Raw genomic sequence first — 19,719 nt, forward strand, 5'->3', positions numbered from 1 at the left:
GGTGACTGAGCGGGCTGCCGTCATCGGTGCCCTTCGCAGGGGCATGAGGGAGGCGTCATGCACGAGGACGTGAGGCAGATCGAGACCCGCGCCCGGCAGTTGCTCGTGGCGTACCAGGAAACGCGGGACGTCCCTACGCTGAGCCGGGCCGCCGCCTTGTACCGGCGCGTGGCCGACCTGATGCCCCGCCGGGCCGCCGGGCGGGCCGACTGCATGGCCGACATGTCCGTCGCGCTGCACTGGCTCTCCCGGGACACAGGGGAGGTCGGTCTCTTGTGGGAAGCGATGGAGGCCGCGCGTGAGGCGGCCTCGCTGACGGCGGACACCACGCCGGCGTTCGTAGATCGCCATAACAACCTCAGCCTGATGCTGGCCGGCCTGTCCGAGCACATGACGGATGTGAGCCTGCTGCGTGACGCAGTCGAGGCCGCCCAGGCAGCACTCGGTGCCCTTCCCGACGGCCATCCCGGACGGACCGAGCAACTGATGCATCTCGGCGAGGTGTTACGGCGCTACCACGAGTGGACCGGTGACCTGTCGGCGATCCGGGCAGCGGTGCGCTGCTTCCGAGATGCTCTCGGCTCGCTCCCGCCCGGTCAGCCACGGCGTCCTGCATGTCTGGTCGACCTGAGCATGGCCCTGCGCAGTCTCTACGAGCGCACCGGGGACGTCCCCGCACTGAAGGAGGCGGTGCGCTTCGGCCGGGCGGCGGTGGCTGAAACGCAGCCAGACTCCGCGTACTACGAGCCGAGCCTGGCTGCCCTGTGTAACGCGCTGCGTCATCTGTCCGAACGCAGCCCCGACCCGGCCGTTCTCACCGAGGCGGAGCAGATCGCGCGGCGCCTCGTCGAAGCGTCCGCGCCAGGACATCTCAATCACGGCATCGCGTGCAACGTGCTGGCCTTGATTCTCGAACGGGTCTACTGGCGCTCCGGAGAACTCGCTCACCTGCGCCGGGCGGTTCAGGCCGCACGCAACACGGTCGACGCAGCAGGTCTGGCGCACCCGCACGTGGCCACGTACAAGATGAACCTGGTGGGGCCGCTGCGGACGCTCGCGGAGGCGACGGGCGACGTGGCACTCGCCGCGGAGGCCGTCGCTGTCGGCCGAGACGCTCTCGTCGCCTTCCCGCACTACGACCCCGAGCGTGCCAAGAACCAAGCGGCCCTCAGCATCGCCCTGGTACTGCTCGCCGAACTCCGCGACGACAAGCAGGCGGCGACCGAAGCCGTCCAGCTCGCGGAGGAGGCCCTCGCCGCCATTCCACGCGATCACGCCAACCACGCGTGGCACCTGACCACTCTCATCAACGCGCTCGCAGCCGCCTACCACCACACCGGCACTCCGCTGTTCTTGGAGCGCGCCCTGCACGTGGCCCGGGACGCTCTCGCCTCCACGTCCTTCGACCATCCCGAGCGTGCCCTGTGCCTGATCAACCTGAGCAGCGTCGTGCTGAGAGCCGCGCGGCAAAGCCGAACGCAGAAGGCGGAACTCGCCGAGGCGGTGCGCCTCGCCCGCGAGGCCGTCACGGCCACGGTGCCCGGCTTCGACACGCGCGCCGCGGCGCTGTCGAATCTCGGCGACGCCCTTGAACTGCTGGGCGAGCAGAACGGCGAGACGACCGCGGCACACGAAGCACTGAGCAACTACACCGCTGTCGCGCACACCCCGCAGGCGCCTGCAGCGCTCCGCATCCGTGCCGCACAACGGGCGGCCCGCCTGGCACTGGCGAGCGGCGACACCCGCCAAGCGATGAAACTGGCCGAGGTCGCTGTCGACATCGTCCCGCAACTGGCCTTTCGCGATGTGGAGCGTGCGAGCCGGGAACGCAGGCTTCGCGTCGCGCACGCTCTGGGCGCCACGGTCGCCGCGACAGCCATCGCGCACGGCGATCCCGCTCGGGCAGTCGAACTCCTTGAGCAGACACGTGGACTGGTTATTGCCGACACGCTCGACACCCGCAGCGACCTCACAGCGCTGCGGGAACACTCCGCGGAACTCGCCTTCTCCTTCGACGCGTTGCGCCGGGACATCGACGCCCTCGACCACGAGCCGGCTCCGCGCATCATGACGTCGGACTCCGTCTCGGACCTGGGAGCACGGCATCGCAATCGCGCGTCCCACCGCACCGAGCTCAACCGGCGCTGGGAGGAGGCGCTCACCCAGATACGCCGACGTCCCGGCCTGGAGGACTTCCTCCGCCCGCCATCCATCCATGAACTGCGCAAACAGGCCGCCGACGGGCCGATCGTCTTCGTCGCAGCACACGCGACGGGCAGCCATGCGCTCATCGTCCGCGATGACCCCGACACCCCCGTCGTCGCACTTGAACTCCACCCCGATGCAACAGAGTCGGCCGTGATCGACGCGGCGAGCAGGCTCCGCCGGGCGCGGCATACCGCCGCCGACCGTCAGCAGCCGGCCCGGCAGCGCCGCCAGGCACAGCAGGACATCCTGGACGTGCTCGGATGGGTCTGGGACACCCTCACCGAGCCGGTTCTGCGCCACCTCGGCCGCACCTCCACCCCGTCCGCCGACGCACCCTGGCCGCGCATCTGGTGGTGCCCGATCGGGCCGGTCGCCCTGCTGCCCCTGCACGCCGCCGGTCACCACGGAGCCGCGCCCCGCTGCGACACCGTGATGGACCGGGTGATCAGCTCTTACACCCCCACCATCCGTGCGCTGGCACATGTGCGTGCCCGGCCCCCGGCGCCACCATCGGCAGTCGTCGTCGCCGTACCCGACGCACCGTACTGCCCACCCCTCGCCGCCGCCGATCTCGAAGCCCGCGCCCTGCGCGACTATCTACCGGACGCCACCGTCCTGCCCGCCGACGGTGACACAACCAGTCACGATGGCGTCGTCGAGGTGCTGCAGCGGCACAGCATCGTCCACCTCGCCTGTCATGGGGTCACCAACTGGGCCGATCCCGCCGAGAGTCGACTCGTCCTCCATGACCACCTGGTCCACCCGCTGACCCTGCGCGACATCACCCGGCTCGACCTGGACCGGGCGGAGGTGGCCTATCTGTCGGCCTGCAGCACCACGGACACCCATCCACTGCAGATCGACGAAGCCACCCAGCTCACTTCAGCCTTCCAGCTGGCCGGCTTCCGCAACGTCATCGGGACACTGTGGCCCATCACGGATCAGGCGGCGGCTTCCTTTGCCCGCGACGTCTACGGAACGCTCACGGACCAGGGCTGCAGTCCGGCCGCCCCCGAGCGTGCCGCCCATGCCCTGCACCACGCGGTCCGTCACCAGCGCGACCGGACACCGGCTCTGCCAACCCGGTGGGCTGCGTACATCCACTACGGAATCTGAGCCCGGCGTCGCCGTTCCCTGTCAACGGCGCAGCAGTCATGGGAATGTACCGACGCAGTGAGTTCCTCCCATTGTTCGCCTGTTTCATCGGCTGCGTGCGCGGACAGGTGGTCCACGCGTCCGGTGGACGTCCTGGGCCGCGGCGGCGGGAGCCGGTTCAGGCGCCGGTCCAGCAGGCAGAGTCTGAAAGTCCCACGCCGTTCTCTCCTGAGCCCCTAGGATCGCCGGATGATGCCGCAACCGAGTTTTGACGTTCAGGACTTGATCGACGAGCTGATCGCCATCGGCCGCGGACGCGGCTTCGTCCGTGCGAGCCCTTTCCGAGCCGACGCACGTACTCTGGAGATCGGTAGGGCACTGGACAGGAAGGGCGGGATGGACATGATGCGCTCTGTTCATGACGCCGTTCGGGAGATTGTCGGTGGCGGCCTGTCCCGCGAGCTCGATGTCGCTTGGGACGGCATCGGCGACTGGCTCGGCTGAGCGCGGAGTCCGATCGCGCTGAGATGCGAGGGGCTTGCGGGTTCCGGCACGCACACCTGCGGCGTTGTCGTCGGTCGCCATTGCTCCGCAGTGGCTGCCGCTGAGGAAATGCCATCGAAGTGAGACGTAAACCGCGGGACATCCGCTGAGACAGCAGCACCAGCAGCAGGTCGGCGCGGTCCAAAATGACAACGGCGGCGCCAACGTACAGAACCGGTCTGGGGCGCTCTGGACACCTACCGCCTCTACCAGAACGTGGTAGCCGCCGGGACGCTCTACACCCTGGCGATGACGACCGAGGTGTGCGAGCCCCTGGGGCTGGCGACCGTGCCGCGCGAGGTCACACCGGGCCTGCGTCCGGTCATGGAGATCGCCGGAGTGCCCGAGGACCTCATCAACTGGTCGGCGTCCCGCCGCCACCGCATCGAGGACACCCTGGAAGTGCTCACCGACCAATACGTGAAGGACCACGGGCACCTGCCCTCAGAGCGCGGCCGTCACGGCCTGGGCCGGTGGGCGGCGCAGGAGACCCGGCCCGCGAAGAAGAAGCCGAAGCCGCTCGCGCAGCTGCTCGCATGGTGGCGCGCCTCCGCGATCCTCCGCTTCGGCCAGCAGCTCATCGACGGCCTCCTGGACAGGTGCAGGGCAGCCGGAGCGGCGATCCGGCCGCGGGTGGATCCCGCCGTGGACGTGACGCTCGCCGACGTCGACGTCGCCGTGGTCGTCTTCACCGTGTGCGAGAAGTTCTCCCGGTGCCACATCCTGGCCGAAGCGCGCCGGCACCTGCTGGAAACGCTGCGCGGCCGCGAGTACACCCGCGGCCTGGACGACTACATCGCCCACCGGGCCCTGCTCCGCTGCTCCCGCCGTCACACGGTCACGAAGCCCGGCCGCGGAAGCCTCCACGCCGGACCGGATGACCTACACCGCCGACGTAGAAGGCCACCGGGCTCCGTGACTCTTGACGTTCGCGGGCCCGAGCAGTTCGACGGCGCTGTCTTGCTGTCCTGGACGACAACGTCTCGCTGCAACGCAAACGGCCGTCCCCGGCCTGGGGCCTGGGGACGGCCGCGTTTGTTACGGCCAGTTGGCGGGGACGGTGCCCTGTTGCACGCGGTTGCTGCCGCTGCACAGCCCGTTGTCGGGATCGCCGAAGATGTTGATGGTGTCGACTTTGTTCGCCCAGGTGCCGCCTTCGGGGTGGTCGTAGCTGCCGAGGTTCGCGGCGGTCTTCGCCGGAATGCAGATGTACCGGTCCGGGCTGGCACCCGTGTCGATCAGCCAGACGGAGTCGTCATTGCGCGTGTTGACGACCGCGTCCGGGTCGTTCTGGATCGATAGCGGCATGTTCTGGTAGCCGTTGTCCTGGAACCAGCCGATGATGGTGCCGCTGGCGAAGGTGCCGCCGTACACGCACACGCGCGGGTACGAGCAGCCGTACTGGCTGGCGGCCGAGGCGGACGAGGCTGCCAGCGGAACGAGGGCCGAGGCCAGTCCGGCGGACGCGAGCAGGGTCGCCGCCAGCTTCTTGGTCAGTTTCACGGGAACGCTCCTGGTGGGATCGCACGGGTGGAGCCGACCGAACCGGCCGGCTCCGCAATGAGACTGCGGGTACGGCGCGATGTCCGGCCACAGTTGACGTGGAAATGGCGTCGGCACGGGACGTCCCAGGCGCTGACCTGCGGGGACGTCGCCCACCGAGTCGGTACGGCGGGACGACCGCGAGCGGGGGCGGCCGTTTCTGCACCAGGGCGGGGTCGCCGTTGGGTGAGCGCTGTGACGGCTGATAGAGAATGAGGCCGGGATACGCGGGGCCAACCTGGCGTGCCCGGACGCAAGTGAGGGGTGACATGCCGCGTTGGAAGGCGCTGCCTGCGGGACTGCATCCGGACGTACGCCAGTTGATCGTGCGATTGCGCAGAATGAAGGACTGCAGCGAACTGAGCACGCGACAACTGGCGGCGAAGACCGGGTACAGCGCAAGGTCGTGGCAGCGGTATCTGAACGGCAGGTCACTGCCGTCGAAAAAGGCCGTCGAGGCGATGGCCCGCATCGGCGGTGACGATCCGACCCGGCTGCTGGTGCTGTACGAGATCGCCGCCGAACGCTGGGCGGACGGCCGCGTGTTCACCGCCGGTGCCCCGGAGAGCGCCCCGTCGACGTCGGCACAGACGCTCACGGAACGGCAGCCGTACGGGCGCTGCCCGCGCGCCCTGGTCACGGCGGGAGCGGTGGCCCTGGTGCTATCCGTCTCCGCTGCGCTCCTGCTGGCCGTGCGGCTCGCCGATACCCGCGCCGAGCTTGCGGACGAACGCGCCGGTACGGTCGGGGCGACCCCGGCCATCGTGACGGAGTCCCTGGTACCGGTCTCGTACACGTGCCGGCTGGAGCGGCGTGACGGCCGCTGGTACGCGGGCCTGAGCCGCACCACCGACACCATCCTGGCGTACACCCACGTGGGGCCGGAAGTGGCCGAGGCGCAGTGCCTGCTGCGTCGGGCGGGCATCCCGCCGGGAGACATCGACGGCGTCTTCGGCCCGCAGACGCAGCGCGCGGTCGAACGCGTCCAGACACGCGACGGGCTGGTCGTCGACGGCGTCATAGGCCCGCACACCTGGAAGGCCCTGCGGGAGGAGGCGGTGCCGGAGTGACTGCGGAACACATCCGGCTGGCCGTGGCACTGCGGGAGTTGCGGGTCCGTACGGGGCTGAGCCTGGCGGCGCTGTCGGAACGCACGACGTACAGCAAGTCCTCGTGGGAGCGCTACCTCAACGGCAAGAGCCTGCCTCCTCGGCAGGCCGTCCAGGAACTGTGCCGGGTCGCTGACGAACCGAACGGACGGCTGTTGGCCCTGTGGGAGATCGCCGAGTCGAACTGGAGCGGACGCGCGGCCGTTTCCGCCCCTGTCGCCGTTGAGCCGTGCCCCCAGCCACAGCCGCAGGAACCGCCCCGACGTCCTGACACCGGGCGGCCAGGCTTACGCGGGGGCCGGCTCACGGTGGCGCTGGCGTGCACCGTGATCGTCGTCGGGGTGGCACTGCTGCTCTTCTGGCTGCCGGATCGGGAGGACCCGGAGGACGAACCGCTGTCGGCTCACCCCCCGTACTCCCTCGCCCCCCAATGTCAGGGAGCCGCCTGCGAGGGGCAGGACCCGATGCGTCTGGTCTGCGGCATCAGCCCCCACACCCTCATCACGTACCGCACCGCCACCGGCGCCCATGTGGAACTGCGCTACAGCGAGAAGTGCGGCGCGAGCTGGGCCCGGACGTGGGGAGCCCGGATCGGTGACCGGGTGGAGGTCACGGCGGGCGGCCCGACCCACGACGTGCGCGTCGAAGACAAGGCCGACACGCAAACCTACGTCTACACCGAGATGGCCGCAGTCCGCCCCGACACTACGGTCCGGGCCTGCTTCCGGCCCGCGTCGGCCGACGGCGAACGGGAGTGCGTCGAGGCCCGCTTGGACGACGCCCCCGTCACGGCCCGGTCGCCCTCACCTCGCCGGGCCGGTGAGGAGTAGCCCGGGGCCCTGACTCCTGGAGCTCGAGCCGGAAGAGGCGATTCGAACGGTGTTTCGCCCGCCTCAAGCAATTCCGCGCGATCGCCACGCGGTTCGATGAACTCGCCGTCCGCTACCGAGCTGGAGTTGTCGTAGTCTCCCTGATTCTCTGGCTCCGCGAACCAGCCAGATGATCATTACCAGCAAAGTGCACTCAGCCCATTGCCGAGGTCCGTCACCTCTGCTCCAGCAAGAACAGCCGGGATGGTGCTGAGCCGGTCCGTCCGGAACTGCACTCGGTCCGGGCGCGGGCCCGTCGGCAGTCGGCCATACAGGACCAGCGCGTCATCGTCCTCGTCCGCTGTTTCGCCGCCCAGATCGACGAGTAGCGCGACAGTCCTGTCCAACTCCCGGTGGATCAGCCGCTGAACGGCATTACTGACCTTGGAACCCATTTACAACTACGTGCCCGAACTCAAGGGCGGTCGCCTCGCAGTGTGGCTGACTAGGAGACGGCGGGCGCTTCCAGGCACAGGCTGGCCATGGGCGAGCGGGCAGTCCAACCGAGGGTGGAGTAGAGGGCGCGGCCCTCGGAGCTGGCGACGAGGATGCCCGTGGTGGCGCCGGCGGCGTGGGCGGTGTTCTGGAGGGTGCGCATGATCAGGCCGCCAAGGCCGCGGCGGCGGTGGCCGGGGTCGGTCTCGATCTGGTCGGGGACGGCGATGGTCCTGGTGACGGCGATCTGGCCGCGGGCGGCGAAGTGCCCGTCGCGGGTGCGCACCAGGACGCGGGTGACGCCGGCGCGCGTCCAGGAGGTGAGGGTGTATCCAGCTGGGGTGAGAGGACCTTCCGCGGCGAGGGGCGCGGTCATCAGGTGGGCCGGGGTGTCGAGCCGCCACTGGGAGTCCAGCCAGGGCCGCACCGTGGCGTCGTCGGCGAACAGCTTCAGCCAGGTGCCGGGCGCGCTGGTGGCATCGGCGATCTTGCGTACGTCGACCTCGGCGGGCACGGGCAGGACGTGCCGGGCCACGTGGCCCACCATGCCGACATCGATGCTCCAGCCCCAGGGCTCGGCGACCGGGTCGGCCGTGCCTCGGGAGAGCGTCCAGCCATCGAGCCACATCCGGACGAGTTCGTCGATCGCGGCGTCCAACACCGCTCACCCCCGTGCGTAATGGTCCAAATCGATAATGACACCTTACATTGGGTGCGGATACATGGCCAGACCAGCCGTACAGTCCCCGCCTGACGTCGGTTCAGGCGGCAGGCGTGCACCAAGAGCGAGTCCGGCCACAGCCACTGCCAGTGCAGGCTCGCCGCATGATCACGAAGTGCGGCTGGAGTCCTAGTACTTCAGTTGCAGTTCTCCATATGCCCTGTTCACGGGGCCCTTTCGGAGTCTAGATGGCTGACGCTGCATCAGGGAGGCGGTGGTTCGTTACTCACCCGATCGGGGTGCGTGCGGCGCTGGTAGTGGCAGTGGCGGGCGATGGCCTGGTGTCGTCGACGCCAGCTGGACCGGTGGAGGCGGTGCCTGGGTGACTGGCGCCGGGCTGAGGGGGGATGGGCAAGGTCCAGGAGCCGTCGGATTTCTGCCACGGTGAGGGGAGCAAGGCTGCTCGAACCGTTTCTTCGGCCCCTTTTTCGAGGGCATGGGCGGTCATGGCGGCCAGGAAGGTGTGCGCGAGCATGGCCAGGGTGATGTGGCGGTACCAGCCGACGTAGCGGCGGACTTCGTACTGGTCCAAGCCACATTCGTTCTTGGCAGCCTGGAAGCACTCCTCAATGGCCCACCGGGCGCCGGCGACCCGAACCAACTCCGAGATGGTGGTGTCCGCGGGAGCGAACGCGAGGTAGTACGCGATCTCCTCGCGACGCGCCAGGCTACGGCGGGCCAGCACCCAGCGGTTGTGGGTGGGATCGGAACCGTCGATGGTGGGCAGCTTGGCCGCGGCCCAGTCGTAGACCCGCGGCCCCTTCGCACCATTCCCGCAGGAGATCCGCTCCCATGCCTCGGCCGGGGCGCCGGTCAGGACATGGTCGATGCGCCAGCTTCCCGCTGGTGACTTGACCTGCTGCGACTTGGGGACTGCCAGGACGTAGCCCACGCCGGCCTCCTCCAGCATCCGCCGGAAGTGCCACTCCTGCCCGTAGGCCGCATCCGCGGTCACCCAGGCGATCGGCAGGGTGGAGTCCAGCGCCCGCCGGACCATCGCGCGCGCAAGTTCCGGCTTGGTCGCGAAGGACCTGTCTTCCGGGATCCGCGCGGCGCGGCACCGATCCGGATCCTCGGTCCAGGACTTGGGCAAGTAGAGCTCGCGGTCCACCAAAGCCCTGCCCTTGGCGGAGGCGTAGGCGGCGAACACCCCGATTTGGCAGTTCTCCGTGCGGCCGGCGGTACCGGAATACTGCCGTTGCACCCCGGCGGAGACGGTGCCCTTCTTGATGAAGCCGGTGTCGTCCACGATCAGCACACCGTCCGGCTGACCGAGCCGCTCAGCTACGTAATCCTGCAGGTCGTCGCGGATCTCATCCGGATCCCACTGGCACCACGACAGCAGCCGCTGCAGCCCGTATGGGGTGCCATGGCCCGCGTGCTCGGCCAGCTGCCAGCTGTTCTTCCGGCCCACCGGCCCCAACAGGCCGCGCACGTAATCCCGCATCCGCCGCCGCGGCTCGACGCGGCCGAACCGCTCGCCCACCCGCAGCAGCAACGACTCCAACTCGGCGTCCCACAGACCTACTTCAAGATCGCTCTCCGTTTCCCTAACCGGTTCAACGCACCCCGATCGGGTGAGTAACGAACCACCGCCTCCCTGATGCAGCGTCAGCCCTCTAGACTCCGAAAGGGCCCCGTGAACAGGGCATATGGAGAACTGCAACTGGAGTACTAGCGGGTCGAATACCGGTCAGGGAGTCGGAGGCCTTCCGTCCACTCGTGCGCCCGGGAGCGGTTGGCGACTGGGACTGGTCCGGTGACACGCCCTGACCGCCGACGGGTGACATCGCGGCCCAGCCGTTCGTTGATCCGACATGCCTGTACTGCTGCCGTCACCTGAAGAGATCGAAGCGGCCAAGACGCCCAAGGGCGCATGGACGCGTGCCCAGCTCGCCGAATGGGGGATCCCCTGGCCTCCTGAGAAGGGCTGGAAGGAAGCGCTGGTCGCACGCTGGGAGTCCGCCCAGCAGGGCCAAGCGCCCACCACACCAGCTCCGTCGACGCCACACCCGGGCACCCTCGACTTCGGCTGACCACGCAGCGGCGGGGCCGGACAGGATCACCCTGTCCGGCCCCGCCGTACGCTCCCGGCTGCTCATCGGCTGAGGCGGATGCGCGGCCCCCACGCGAACTCGAAGTCGTCCAGGGGCCCTGCTGCGGCCCTCTGCCTGATGGGTCGTACGGGATGGGAGAATCTCGATCAGCCGGTACGTGGCCGCCTTGCCCTTCATCCGGGGGCCCATGACGTCCCGTGGCCCCGCCCCGGCACGCCCGCAGCCATCGATGACTTCGGTGACGCGGCGCGAGATCTTCGACTACCTGCGCGGGATATCGAGCCCCTGGTGGGGGAGGGTTGGACGAGGTCACGTTTCTGGAGGGCCTCTACGACCGGGATCGGCCTACGTCCGAGAACATCCGGCGCGGCCAGGGCTACACGCTCCGCGTCCGCGCCGTGCCCTCGGCGCACCAAGGACTCCTCGCCCGCTGCTAGCCACTCAACGGCACACCGGACACATTGGTGATCCCGGCGCAGCGCAAGGCCCGCCGCGAGTACGAGAATCGCGTCAACACCCTCGGCCAGTGATCAAGCGGCGAAGGCGAGGTAGTTGCCGAGGATGAGACCGAAGAAGGTGATGAGCTGGCGGGGCGTGAGGCAGGTGACGGCGGTGCATGGCGATGCCGGCGGCGACGGCGTACGGCATTGTCTGCGGGATGAGCAGCGTGGGCGGCAGGGCGATCTCCGCTGTGATGGCGGTGGCCGCGACCAGGCGCCAGAGGCGGATGTCGCGGTCGGTGAGGTTACCTGTGTGGCTGCGGACAAAGGCGGGGACGGCGTGCTGGCGTCGGTAGGACAGCTGGTCCTTGACCTGGGCGTAGACGTGAATCCACTGGGCGAGGTACAGGCCGGTTCGGAACTGGGGTGAGCGCAGTTTCTGCCAGGCGCTGTTCCAGTAGATGTCGGGGGCGATCAGCACGAGGAGCACTGCGCCCAGGTGTTGGCCGTGCTGGGGGTGTGCTCGATGGTCAGGCCGTGGCCGTGGCCGAGATCGCCGGCGGCCAGGAGGCAGGCGCCGCGACGACGGACACCTGTCCTGGGTCGTCCAGGAACGTCCCCAGATACCGGACGGTGCCGAGCGGGACCGCCCGGCCGATCCGGTTCTTAAGCTTCATCCGCCGAATGTGACGCCGGTCCGGCCAGCCCGTGCAGCAGCAGATCCGTGAGGGTGTCGATGACGCGTTGGTCGTCTTCGCCGCCGGGGGGCGTGAGCACAGCGTAGTTGAGAGTGACGAGCATCGCGCCCATCGCCGCCGCGATGAACTCGGGGTCGCCGGGCAGCTGGTGTCCGCGCTCGACCAGGTACTCCAGATGCTCCCGAATGGTTTCTGTCTGCTCGTGTAGGTCGCGCCAGGCCCGGCCCGTGCCGGGGTTGTCGGCCACCATCGCCTGAAACAGTGCGAGCGTGACCGGGCGGTTCTGCCGCATCACCGTCCACGCGACACCGAGGTGGTCGCGCAGCTGGTCGCGGTCGGTCAGGTCGTGGTCGCGGGGGTGATCCAGGCCGACCATGCGCTCGTCGATCGCACCTTCCATCTCGGCGAGGAGTGCTTGGAGCAGCTCGTCCTTGCCGGCGAAGTGTTCGTAGAAGGAGCCGGTCGAGCGTCCGGCCGCGGCGGTGATGTCGGTGATCTTCGTATTGAGGTAGCCGCGATCGTTGAACAGCCCCCGCGCCGCGTCCAGCAGCGCGGCACGGGTCTGGGCCGCCCGGACTTTTCGACTGGCGGTACTCGCCTGCGGCATGTCGTCCTCCATGGCTGTTGACAGATGCCAGCGTATCGGAACAGACTCTCACTGAATCAATATTCGGTGAAACCTAATTCAGGGAGGCGTCATGCGAACGATCGTGACCGGTGGCGGGATAGCCGGGCCTGCCATCGCCCTTGCACTGCAGCAGATCGGTCACGACGTGACCGTCTATGAGGCGTACGATGTTCCGCCCGAGGACGTCGGCGCCCACTTCAGCCTGGCGGTCAACGGCCTGCGCGCGCTGGAGAAGCTGGGCTGCCTACGCGACGTACAGGCGGCCGGATACCCCATCGAACGGATGCGGTTCTACACGGGGGGCGGCCACCTCCTGGGCGACGTGCCACGCCTTCGGCGCGAAGCCGACTCGATGCGCAGCATCTCGCTCCAGCGCGGACGGCTCGTGGCAATCCTGCGGCGCGCGGCGCTCGAAGCGGGCGCGCAGATCGTCACCGGCGAACGCCTGGTGGGCGGGACGGAGTTAGCGGACACCGTGGTGGCCGAATTCGCCTCCGGCCGGCGCGACACCGCGGAGCTGCTCGTGGGCGCCGACGGCGTCTGGTCAACCGTGCGCGGGCTGATCGACTCGTCCGCGCCGCGCGCAGAGTACGCGGGGCTCTACGGAGTCTCCGGAATCGCCACCACGACGGGTCTCGAGCCCGGCGTCTGGAACCTCGCCTACGCGCGCAACGGTGCCTTCGTATGCACCAGCATCGACGAGAAGACCCAGTGGTGGACGGCTCAGATCGGGGATCCGGTCAAGCCCGACCTGCGAGGCATCGACGACGCGCAATGGCTACGGCGCGTCACCGAGCTGTTTCCGGAGGCAATGCCGAGGGCCATCGTTGGAGCCGCGACATCGATCGTCGCGTCCGGCTACCTGAACGTCTGCGATCCGGTCCGGACGTGGCACAGTGGGCGCATGGTCCTGGTCGGGGACGCCGCCCACCCTGTCGGCGTCGGACACGGCGCCTCGATGTGCATCGAGGACGCCTTGGAACTCGCGGCGGCGCTGAGCAGCGCCCCGACCGTCCCAGCGGCACTCAAGGCCTACGACGCGACACGTCGCCCGCGCATCGACAAACTGCTCAAGCACGGGCACAACGCCCGTGAGAGCAAGCGGCCCGGTGCCGTTAAGCGACAGGTCAACGCGGCGAAGATGCGCGTACTCCTCCCGTTCTTCGAACGGGCGCAGGGATACCTGTACGACTATGAGCCGCCTTCCCTGTCCGCCGTAGGCGGATCACAGTCCGCCACGCGCTAGACGGCCTGTAGGCCGGCGCCCCGTTCGTGAAGATGGCCGCGGGTTGCCGACGACGGGGATGTGGGGGCGGATTTCTACGCCCGTTCGGTGGTGGCATGCAACGTCCGTAACGGAGAGGGCGCACGAACGTACTGACCGAGCATTCACCGACCCGAACGGATGACAACCCGGTGTGGCGCCGCATCGAGGACGATGCGGCGCCACACCCATCGAGAAGGAGAAGCAGTTGCTGAAATCGCGGGTGAGGAAGAACCTGGCCATCGGACTGGTGATCACGGCCGTCATCGCGTCGCTGTCGGTGATTATTGCGGACGACGGCAGCAAGGTGGAAGAGCTCAGGAAGTCGCTGACAATAGGCTTATCGGTGACGGGGGCAGTGACAGGGGGTACCTGGTTGCTGCAGCGGAGGCGTTCGGCACCGTGACCGGGGCGAGCTTCTTCCGTCCCAGGCCGGGGATGAGGTAAGGCCGGGCGACGGCGGTGTAGCGGGCGTGGGTGTTCTCGCGGAGCTGGTGGACGGCGACAGCATCGAGCCAGTACGTCAGGTACGCGGCCAGGCTGCCCTGCGCGGATGGAGCGGGCACACCACGGTTGCTCGTGGCGATCTTCTCGGTGAGCTTGGCCAGGGCCTCCTTCCTGGTGGTGCCGTAGACGCCTACGCGCTTGTGCGTGTTGCCGGAGGCGAGGACGTACCCAGCCGCTTCCCAGCGGCCGTCCTTGCGCTGGTAGACGGTTCCGTCACCGTTGACGCGGACTCGGCGGGAGGCGGGGGTGTCGCGAGGTGTGGTCATCAGGCGGCGTCCTCTTCGAGGCGGGTGTGGATGAAGCCGGTGAGGCGTGGGTGGGGATGCGGCGGGCGCGGCCGAGGGTGATCGAGGCGAGTTGGCCGGTGGTGAGGAGGTCGTACACGGCGGAGCGGCCGAGCTGGAGACGAGCCATCACCTGGGGCACCGTGAGCAGATCCAGCACCGGTGCCGCCTCCGCGTGGAGGACGGCGTGCGGGGACGAGGCCATCAACAGCCCCCCTCGGCCAGAACTGCCGTTCCTGTTCCCTGCGGTGCCACACGTGGGCGGCGAGGAGTGCGGCATCGGGGCTGTAGTCCGATCCTTGGTAGGCCCAGTGGCCGACGGCGAGCGTGGTGTCCGGGTCGTGCTCGGGCCCTCACCGCGGCCGCCGACCACCACCGCACCCACGGCCGCCTCGCCGTCCCCGCCACCACCCCGCTCGGAGCCTGGCTCGCCGAACAGCGCCACCCCGACGCCAACGACCAGCTCACCCCCGCCCGCACCGACGCCCTGAACACCCTGGATGCGAACTGGCGCCTGCCCCACGGTGCGGACTGGCACCGCAAGTACCACCTCCTGCGCACCCACCTGGAAGCCGGCAACGCCCCCGCAGCCCTCACCCCCGACACCCGCATCGCCGGCGTCAACATCACCTCCTGGCTCACCCGCCAGCTCACCCGGTGGACCACCCTGCATCCCGGCCGGCGCGACCTGCTCAGCGCACTGAATCTCACCCGCGCCACCAGCCCCCTGGCACCCGCCCCCCGCACCCGCCGCACCCTCACCCAGACCGTCCAGCTGCTGGAACTCTTCCTCCACCGCGAGGGCCGCGCCCCCACCGCCCGCGAAACCCTCCGTGTCGACGGCGCCACCGTCCAGATCGGGGCCTGGCTCGCCAAGACCCGCACCAAGCACCGCGAGGGCCAGCTCCCCGCCGAACACCCAGCCCTCGTTGCCGCTCTCTTCGACGGAGACCGGTGTGGACCCGACCCCGCCCCGGCCGCCCTGGCGTAACACGCCCCCGGACACCCGCGCCTGCACCAGCACCCGAGCCCGGGCTACCACCAGCACATATGAGCCCCTGTCACCCGACCCGGTGCTCCTTGGAACATGAGGCAACCCCACCGCCTCGCCCCGGGAGCCCCTGTGACCCGCCGCCCCCTCCTTCCGCTCGCTGCTGCCCTGCTCGCGCTGTCGCTGGCCGCCTGCAACCCGCAGAACGCGAACGACGACCCCAAGCAGCCTGCCGCCCCGGCGCCCACCGCCTCTGGCGCCCCGCCGGGAGCCGCAGGCGGACCGCCGGAAGGCTCCCTCAGCCTCACCGACGCCATCGCAAAAATTCCGGAAGGCGACGAGAAGCGCGACGGGTACGAACGCGACAGCTTCAAGCACTGGATCGACCAGGACGGGTGCCCCACCCGCGCCGAAGTCCTCATCGAAGAAGCCACCACGAAACCCCAACAGGGCCAGCGTTGCACCCGGACCGTAGGGGTATGGAAGTCCTCCTACGACGGCGTCGAGGTCACCGACGCCAAGCGCCTGGACATCGGCCACATGGTGCCCCTTGTCGAGGCCTCGGATTCCAAGTAGGCGGAGTTGCCTTATCTGCATCGATGTCGCACTGCTGGGGCACGGCTGCGACCTGGTCGAAGCTTGGTGGGTAGCCTCTCGTTCGTGTGACGTCGGGGCGTCTGGCCTCGGCCGATGGTAGGCCAACGCCACGACGTTGCATCGGATGCAATCGTGGGGCGATCCTGCGGACTGTTGATGTGCCGGGGGCGTTTCGGCTGGTCGTGCCGGGCAATATGCGGGCGTTGGACCCTGCGCCTGCAATGTTCGAGGCGATGTTGCGAGGGTGGGAGCAGCAGCAGAGCAGATTGTTGGCGAGGAAGACGATCGGTGATCGGCTGAGCCTGGTGCGCCGGGTTCTCGCCCCCATGCTGGGCCTTTACGTTGTTACCGCCCAGCGGTGGCGCCAACGCGCCGCCACCGACTGGAGCGCCTGCCTCGAAGCCGGTCTGACCGCCCAGCCGCGCTGACCACCGGTCAAAGCCGGGTCATCCGGCTGGTTTGAGAAGCTTCGCTTGCGGCGACCCCGAGGAAACCGCCCTTGTTTGAGCATGTTCAAATATGCTGAGTCCGGCCGCAGGACGGACATTCAATCCCTGGGGGGATCTGCGGATATGCGTGGATGGCGGGCGATGATGCTCGTGGTAACTGGGGTAAGTCTCACAGCGTCTTGCGGGCTCGGCGCAGCCATCCACGCAGCGGTGATTCCGCAGGAGCAGCTGGTAGGGACATGGACCAGCCCAGCAGGGACGTCCCTGACCTTTTCGAAGGAACACACCTTCACTGGCACGGGATTCGACAAGGTCAAAGCGATGGCGGACTGTGCCCATCCCGAGAAGCTGTCCACTGGCCGCTGGGCCTTCTATGTCAGTCCTGAAGGTGACGGCATCATCGTCCCCGACGAGACCGCCACACGTGGGAACGATCTTGAGCTGTCCTTCATCGAGGATCCGGCGTGCACGGTTTGGGTCTACCTCTACGGAGACTTCGGAGATACAGAGGATCCCAGCATGTGCCCTACACAGGACCCGGACGAGGGGTGCCCTCAGAACGGCTACATGAAGAAGAGCAAGGTCGGCACTCGCTCCTGACACCCAATGCAACGGAGCACTCGCGCTCCTGCTGGGCCACAAGCACACCAGGAAGCAAGCTGACCGCCACCATGACCAGACAGGAATACCGCGCGTTCGGAATGACGCTCCCCGCCAGCTGGGGCCTCGGAGTGGACCGCAAAACGCCGTGAGCAGTACACCAACGACCTCGGCAGCGAGCGGAGCCTGGTCGCGGTGACCGCGAAGACCAACCGGTCCAAGAGCGACAAGGACCCCGCCCAGTGGCTCCCGCCGGCCGCGTCCGCGCAGTGCACCTACGCCTCGGACTGGGTTGCCACCAAGCTCCGCTGGAAGCTCACCATCGACACGAAGGAACAGGCCGCGCTGGAGAAGCTCGCCGGCGGCTGCCCGGAACGTCGTGGAGTACGAAGTCGCCCCGTAGCAAGACGGCGGCGGGCGGAACGGCAAGAAGTCACGAGGCCGTCGATGACGCCCGCGGCCGGCACCGAACGTGACGCGTTGACGGAGAAGGTCACCGGCTTCTGCTCGGTGTTCACGACAGCCGTCTACAGCAGGGCCCCGAGACGCCAGTGGTTGAGGACGGAAGTGGCTCTATCTCGATGTTCATGTTCCGCTGCCATCGACGAAACAGGTCATAGGTCCGGCCCCACGGTCCGCACTCGGCAGGCGCGTCTCGCCGTGGAACACCGGACTGCGCCGCCCAGGAACGCCACACCGCCTCTCCCTGACCGCCCAGGACCTGGCCCGCCTCCACGATGAACAGCGGTGCTGCAGCCGTTGTTGCCGAGAGGGGCGAAGATGGGGCGGCCGCCCGTCTGGCCTCGGCGGCGGCTGATCGACGGCATACGGTTCCGGGTCTGGCTGCTGGCTCCTCGTCGACGCCGATACCGCACGTCTCGCCCGTGTCCGGGGAGCGACTACGGTTTCAGCCCCAGGCTGCACCCACTCGCTGACTGGTGGACGAGCGGCCACGAAGCCGGTGACCACTTCCGGGGCGCTTGATCAGTTGTCCGCAGGCTGGGATATCTTCCTGGCGCGGCACGTCGAGACTCTTCTCCGTGCCGCTTAAGGGAGGGAACCTATGCGCAACACTCTGCTTCAGCGCGCGGCCGCGCTTGCCACGACGCTGGGGCTCACATCACTCGGGCTGCTCGGGGCCGGCGCGCCCGCGCAGGCGGCGACCAGCGACTGTCCCAAGGGGTACTTCTGTGGCTGGGCAAATGTCGATGGTACGGGCTCGATGTTCAAGACGAAGACGAGCGTGCCTACGCTAGGGAGCTGGGACAACAAGATCCGTCTGCGGTACAACCGCACGGGATTGAACGTCTGTCTCTACCACCAGCAGAACTACGCTGACGCGGGCGGGTACTCATGGGACACCCCCGCGGAGTCCTATCCGATCAACGGCGCTAACGCTGACTTGAGCTCCATCAAGATCGTGCCCACGCTGCGCGAGTGCGAGTCGGATCCCTATCCCTACTGGGAGACGGCGACGTCGCCGAAGGCGGGCGGGTTCGGCGACATGAACGGCGACCGGCGCGCGGACGCCGTACTGCGTGACGAGGCCGGGCGCCTGTGGTTCATGCCCGGCAACGGCACCGGGCGCCTGATCGGCTCCGGCGGCTGGAACGCCATGAACGCCCTCGTGAGGCACGGTGACTTCAGTCGCGACGGTCGCGAGGACGTGATCGCCCGTGAGAAGGCCACCGGCAAGCTGTGGCTGTACCAGGGGACCGGCAGCGGGGGCCTCGGCGCGCGCAAGCTCATCGGTATCGGCGGCTGGAACTCCATGGGCCGGATCGCTGCGTTCGGTGACCTTTCCGGCGACGGCCGCTCCGATCTTCTCGCCAGTGAAAAGGCCACCGGCAAGCTGTGGCTGTACCCGGGGACCGGCAGCGGGGGCCTCGGCGCGCGCAAGCTCATCGGCACCGGCGGCTGGAACTCCATGAACGCCCTCGTCGGCGCTGGGGACATGACCGGCGACGGCCGGGCTGACCTTGTTGCCAGGGAGAAGGCCACGGGGAAGCTGTGGCTCTACCCCGGTACCTCGAGCCGGACTCTCGGCGCGCGCAAGCTCATCGGTACCGGCGGCTGGAACTCCATGGACCACATCCTCGGCGTGGGCGACACCTCCGGCGACGGACGACCCGACCTGGAGGCGTCCGACGGCTTCTCGCTCTACCAGTACCAAGGGCTCGCCACCGGCGGCCTGCGCAAGGTCGACAACTACAACGGGACCTGGTGGGCGCTAGAAGGCGCCACTGCCTTCTGATCCGCCCGTGCACGGCCTCCCCGGTCCCGTGCGATCTGCTTTCGACCGGCCTGACTCTCATCGGACATGCGCCCGGGCAGGCCGCACCCGCGGTCTGCCCGGCACCGCCGGCACGGTGGACTGCCACGGACACGCCCCGCTGAACAGAGCGAACCGTCGCACCGGACTCACACGATCCGCGATCGCCTTCTCCCCAGGAGGCGCCCCTGACCGGCTGTCGTTTCCAGCCGGTCAGGGGCGCGTCGAACATCGCAGGGGCTGGATTCAGCACCCGAACATTTCCGAAACTGCTGCCGTCGCCGACCTCGATGAGGATTCTGGCTCCGGTTCTGATCCCGACGCCCGGCATTGAGATGAGGACCTGGGAAAGAGGGTGGGCCACCAGCAGTTCGTCGATCCGGCCGGCGAGGAGTTTGCGCTGTCCCCTC

General features: G+C 68.6%; 17 protein-coding genes and 7 pseudogenes. 14 read left to right on the forward strand and 10 right to left on the reverse strand.

Annotated elements, in window-relative coordinates; translation table 11 throughout:
- The first annotated feature begins 57 nt into the window (after positions 1–57).
- From ABZ454_RS35535 to ABZ454_RS35545, 3 genes and pseudogenes are all read left to right on the forward strand, one after another.
- A complete protein-coding gene (locus ABZ454_RS35535; RefSeq protein ID WP_359543636.1) occupies positions 58–3,324 on the forward strand; it encodes a CHAT domain-containing protein in 3,267 nt (1,088 codons plus the stop codon).
- Positions 3,325–3,552: 228 nt separating this feature from the next.
- Complete coding sequence (locus tag ABZ454_RS35540; protein WP_359543637.1) at positions 3,553–3,807, forward strand: hypothetical protein; 255 nt, start codon at positions 3,553–3,555, stop codon at positions 3,805–3,807.
- A 255-nt stretch (positions 3,808–4,062) separates the two neighbouring features.
- A pseudogene (locus tag ABZ454_RS35545) lies at positions 4,063–4,341 on the forward strand (relaxase domain-containing protein); the annotation flags it as partial.
- Here the strand turns inward: ABZ454_RS35545 and ABZ454_RS35550 are convergent.
- Both ABZ454_RS35550 and ABZ454_RS35555 read right to left on the reverse strand, forming a co-directional pair.
- Complete coding sequence (locus ABZ454_RS35550) at positions 4,291–4,650, reverse strand: hypothetical protein (protein WP_359543669.1); 360 nt, start codon at positions 4,648–4,650, stop codon at positions 4,291–4,293. The pseudogene ABZ454_RS35545 and the gene ABZ454_RS35550 sit on opposite strands and share 51 nt — an antisense overlap.
- A gap of 234 nt (positions 4,651–4,884) precedes the next feature.
- Positions 4,885–5,349: a hypothetical protein gene (locus ABZ454_RS35555; RefSeq protein ID WP_359543667.1), complete on the reverse strand. Its 465-nt coding sequence runs from the start codon at positions 5,347–5,349 to the stop codon at positions 4,885–4,887.
- A 308-nt stretch (positions 5,350–5,657) separates the two neighbouring features.
- Here ABZ454_RS35555 and ABZ454_RS35560 point away from each other — a divergent pair, with 308 nt between their 5' ends.
- From ABZ454_RS35560 to ABZ454_RS35570, 3 genes and pseudogenes are all read left to right on the forward strand, one after another.
- Positions 5,658–6,458 (forward strand): peptidoglycan-binding protein, encoded by an 801-nt coding sequence (locus ABZ454_RS35560; protein ID WP_359543638.1) that lies wholly within the window; start codon positions 5,658–5,660, stop codon positions 6,456–6,458.
- Positions 6,455–7,327, forward strand: coding sequence for a DUF2690 domain-containing protein (locus ABZ454_RS35565; protein WP_359543639.1), 873 nt, complete (start codon positions 6,455–6,457; stop codon positions 7,325–7,327). The genes ABZ454_RS35560 and ABZ454_RS35565 overlap by 4 nt, the downstream gene beginning before the upstream one ends.
- A 44-nt stretch (positions 7,328–7,371) precedes the next feature.
- Positions 7,372–7,500 (forward strand): annotated as a pseudogene (locus tag ABZ454_RS35570) (IS5/IS1182 family transposase); the annotation flags it as partial.
- A gap of 311 nt (positions 7,501–7,811) precedes the next feature.
- Here the strand turns inward: ABZ454_RS35570 and ABZ454_RS35575 are convergent.
- Both ABZ454_RS35575 and ABZ454_RS35580 read right to left on the reverse strand, forming a co-directional pair.
- Positions 7,812–8,462: a GNAT family N-acetyltransferase gene (locus ABZ454_RS35575; RefSeq protein WP_359543641.1), complete on the reverse strand. Its 651-nt coding sequence runs from the start codon at positions 8,460–8,462 to the stop codon at positions 7,812–7,814.
- Positions 8,463–8,973: 511 nt separating this feature from the next.
- Positions 8,974–10,044 (reverse strand): annotated as a pseudogene (locus tag ABZ454_RS35580) (IS701 family transposase); the annotation flags it as partial.
- Positions 10,045–10,339: 295 nt separating this feature from the next.
- On the opposite strand from ABZ454_RS35580, the gene ABZ454_RS35585 reads away from it, so the two are divergent.
- A complete protein-coding gene (locus tag ABZ454_RS35585) occupies positions 10,340–10,558 on the forward strand; it encodes a hypothetical protein (protein WP_359543642.1) in 219 nt (72 codons plus the stop codon).
- A gap of 531 nt (positions 10,559–11,089) precedes the next feature.
- Here the strand turns inward: ABZ454_RS35585 and ABZ454_RS35590 are convergent.
- Genes ABZ454_RS35590 through ABZ454_RS35600 form a run of 3 tightly spaced genes read right to left on the reverse strand, consistent with a single transcriptional unit; the run spans position 11,090 to position 12,324 of the window.
- The gene (locus tag ABZ454_RS35590; protein WP_359543643.1) at positions 11,090–11,500 is read right to left on the reverse strand and encodes a hypothetical protein; all 411 of its coding nucleotides are present in this window, start codon (positions 11,498–11,500) and stop codon (positions 11,090–11,092) included.
- 49 nt (positions 11,501–11,549) lie between these two features.
- A complete protein-coding gene (locus ABZ454_RS35595; protein ID WP_359543645.1) occupies positions 11,550–11,696 on the reverse strand; it encodes a hypothetical protein in 147 nt (48 codons plus the stop codon).
- Positions 11,686–12,324: a TetR/AcrR family transcriptional regulator gene (locus ABZ454_RS35600; RefSeq protein ID WP_359543646.1), complete on the reverse strand. Its 639-nt coding sequence runs from the start codon at positions 12,322–12,324 to the stop codon at positions 11,686–11,688. Before ABZ454_RS35600 ends, ABZ454_RS35595 begins: the two co-directional genes overlap by 11 nt.
- 91 nt (positions 12,325–12,415) lie before the next feature.
- Here ABZ454_RS35600 and ABZ454_RS35605 point away from each other — a divergent pair, with 91 nt between their 5' ends.
- Positions 12,416–13,591, forward strand: a complete 1,176-nt coding sequence (locus tag ABZ454_RS35605; RefSeq protein WP_359543647.1) for an NAD(P)/FAD-dependent oxidoreductase — start codon at positions 12,416–12,418, stop codon at positions 13,589–13,591.
- Between the two features lie 419 nt (positions 13,592–14,010).
- Here the strand turns inward: ABZ454_RS35605 and ABZ454_RS35610 are convergent.
- Both ABZ454_RS35610 and ABZ454_RS35615 read right to left on the reverse strand, forming a co-directional pair.
- Positions 14,011–14,382 (reverse strand): annotated as a pseudogene (locus tag ABZ454_RS35610) (site-specific integrase); the annotation flags it as partial.
- Positions 14,382–14,605 (reverse strand): annotated as a pseudogene (locus ABZ454_RS35615) (helix-turn-helix domain-containing protein). The pseudogenes ABZ454_RS35610 and ABZ454_RS35615, both read right to left, overlap by 1 nt.
- 66 nt (positions 14,606–14,671) lie before the next feature.
- Between ABZ454_RS35615 and ABZ454_RS35620 the strand changes: the two are divergent.
- The 6 genes and pseudogenes from ABZ454_RS35620 (at position 14,672) to ABZ454_RS35645 (ending at position 19,291) form a co-directional block, all read left to right on the forward strand.
- Positions 14,672–15,391, forward strand: a complete 720-nt coding sequence (locus ABZ454_RS35620; RefSeq protein WP_359543648.1) for a helicase associated domain-containing protein — start codon at positions 14,672–14,674, stop codon at positions 15,389–15,391.
- Positions 15,392–15,523: 132 nt separating this feature from the next.
- Positions 15,524–15,967, forward strand: coding sequence for a hypothetical protein (locus tag ABZ454_RS35625; RefSeq protein ID WP_359543649.1), 444 nt, complete (start codon positions 15,524–15,526; stop codon positions 15,965–15,967).
- A 242-nt stretch (positions 15,968–16,209) separates the two neighbouring features.
- A complete protein-coding gene (locus ABZ454_RS35630; RefSeq protein WP_359543650.1) occupies positions 16,210–16,416 on the forward strand; it encodes a hypothetical protein in 207 nt (68 codons plus the stop codon).
- Positions 16,417–16,491: 75 nt separating this feature from the next.
- Positions 16,492–17,037 (forward strand): hypothetical protein, encoded by a 546-nt coding sequence (locus ABZ454_RS35635; protein WP_359543651.1) that lies wholly within the window; start codon positions 16,492–16,494, stop codon positions 17,035–17,037.
- 117 nt (positions 17,038–17,154) lie between these two features.
- A pseudogene (locus tag ABZ454_RS35640) lies at positions 17,155–17,440 on the forward strand (DUF1524 domain-containing protein); the annotation flags it as partial.
- A 660-nt stretch (positions 17,441–18,100) separates the two neighbouring features.
- The gene (locus tag ABZ454_RS35645) at positions 18,101–19,291 is read left to right on the forward strand and encodes an FG-GAP-like repeat-containing protein (RefSeq protein WP_359543652.1); all 1,191 of its coding nucleotides are present in this window, start codon (positions 18,101–18,103) and stop codon (positions 19,289–19,291) included.
- A gap of 277 nt (positions 19,292–19,568) precedes the next feature.
- On the opposite strand, the pseudogene ABZ454_RS35650 reads toward ABZ454_RS35645, so the two are convergent.
- Positions 19,569–19,712, reverse strand: a pseudogene (locus tag ABZ454_RS35650) (transposase); the annotation flags it as partial.
- Positions 19,713–19,719 lie beyond the last annotated feature (7 nt).

The organism is Streptomyces sp. NPDC005803 (genome assembly GCF_040630435.1).
Lineage (GTDB): Bacteria > Actinomycetota > Actinomycetes > Streptomycetales > Streptomycetaceae > Streptomyces.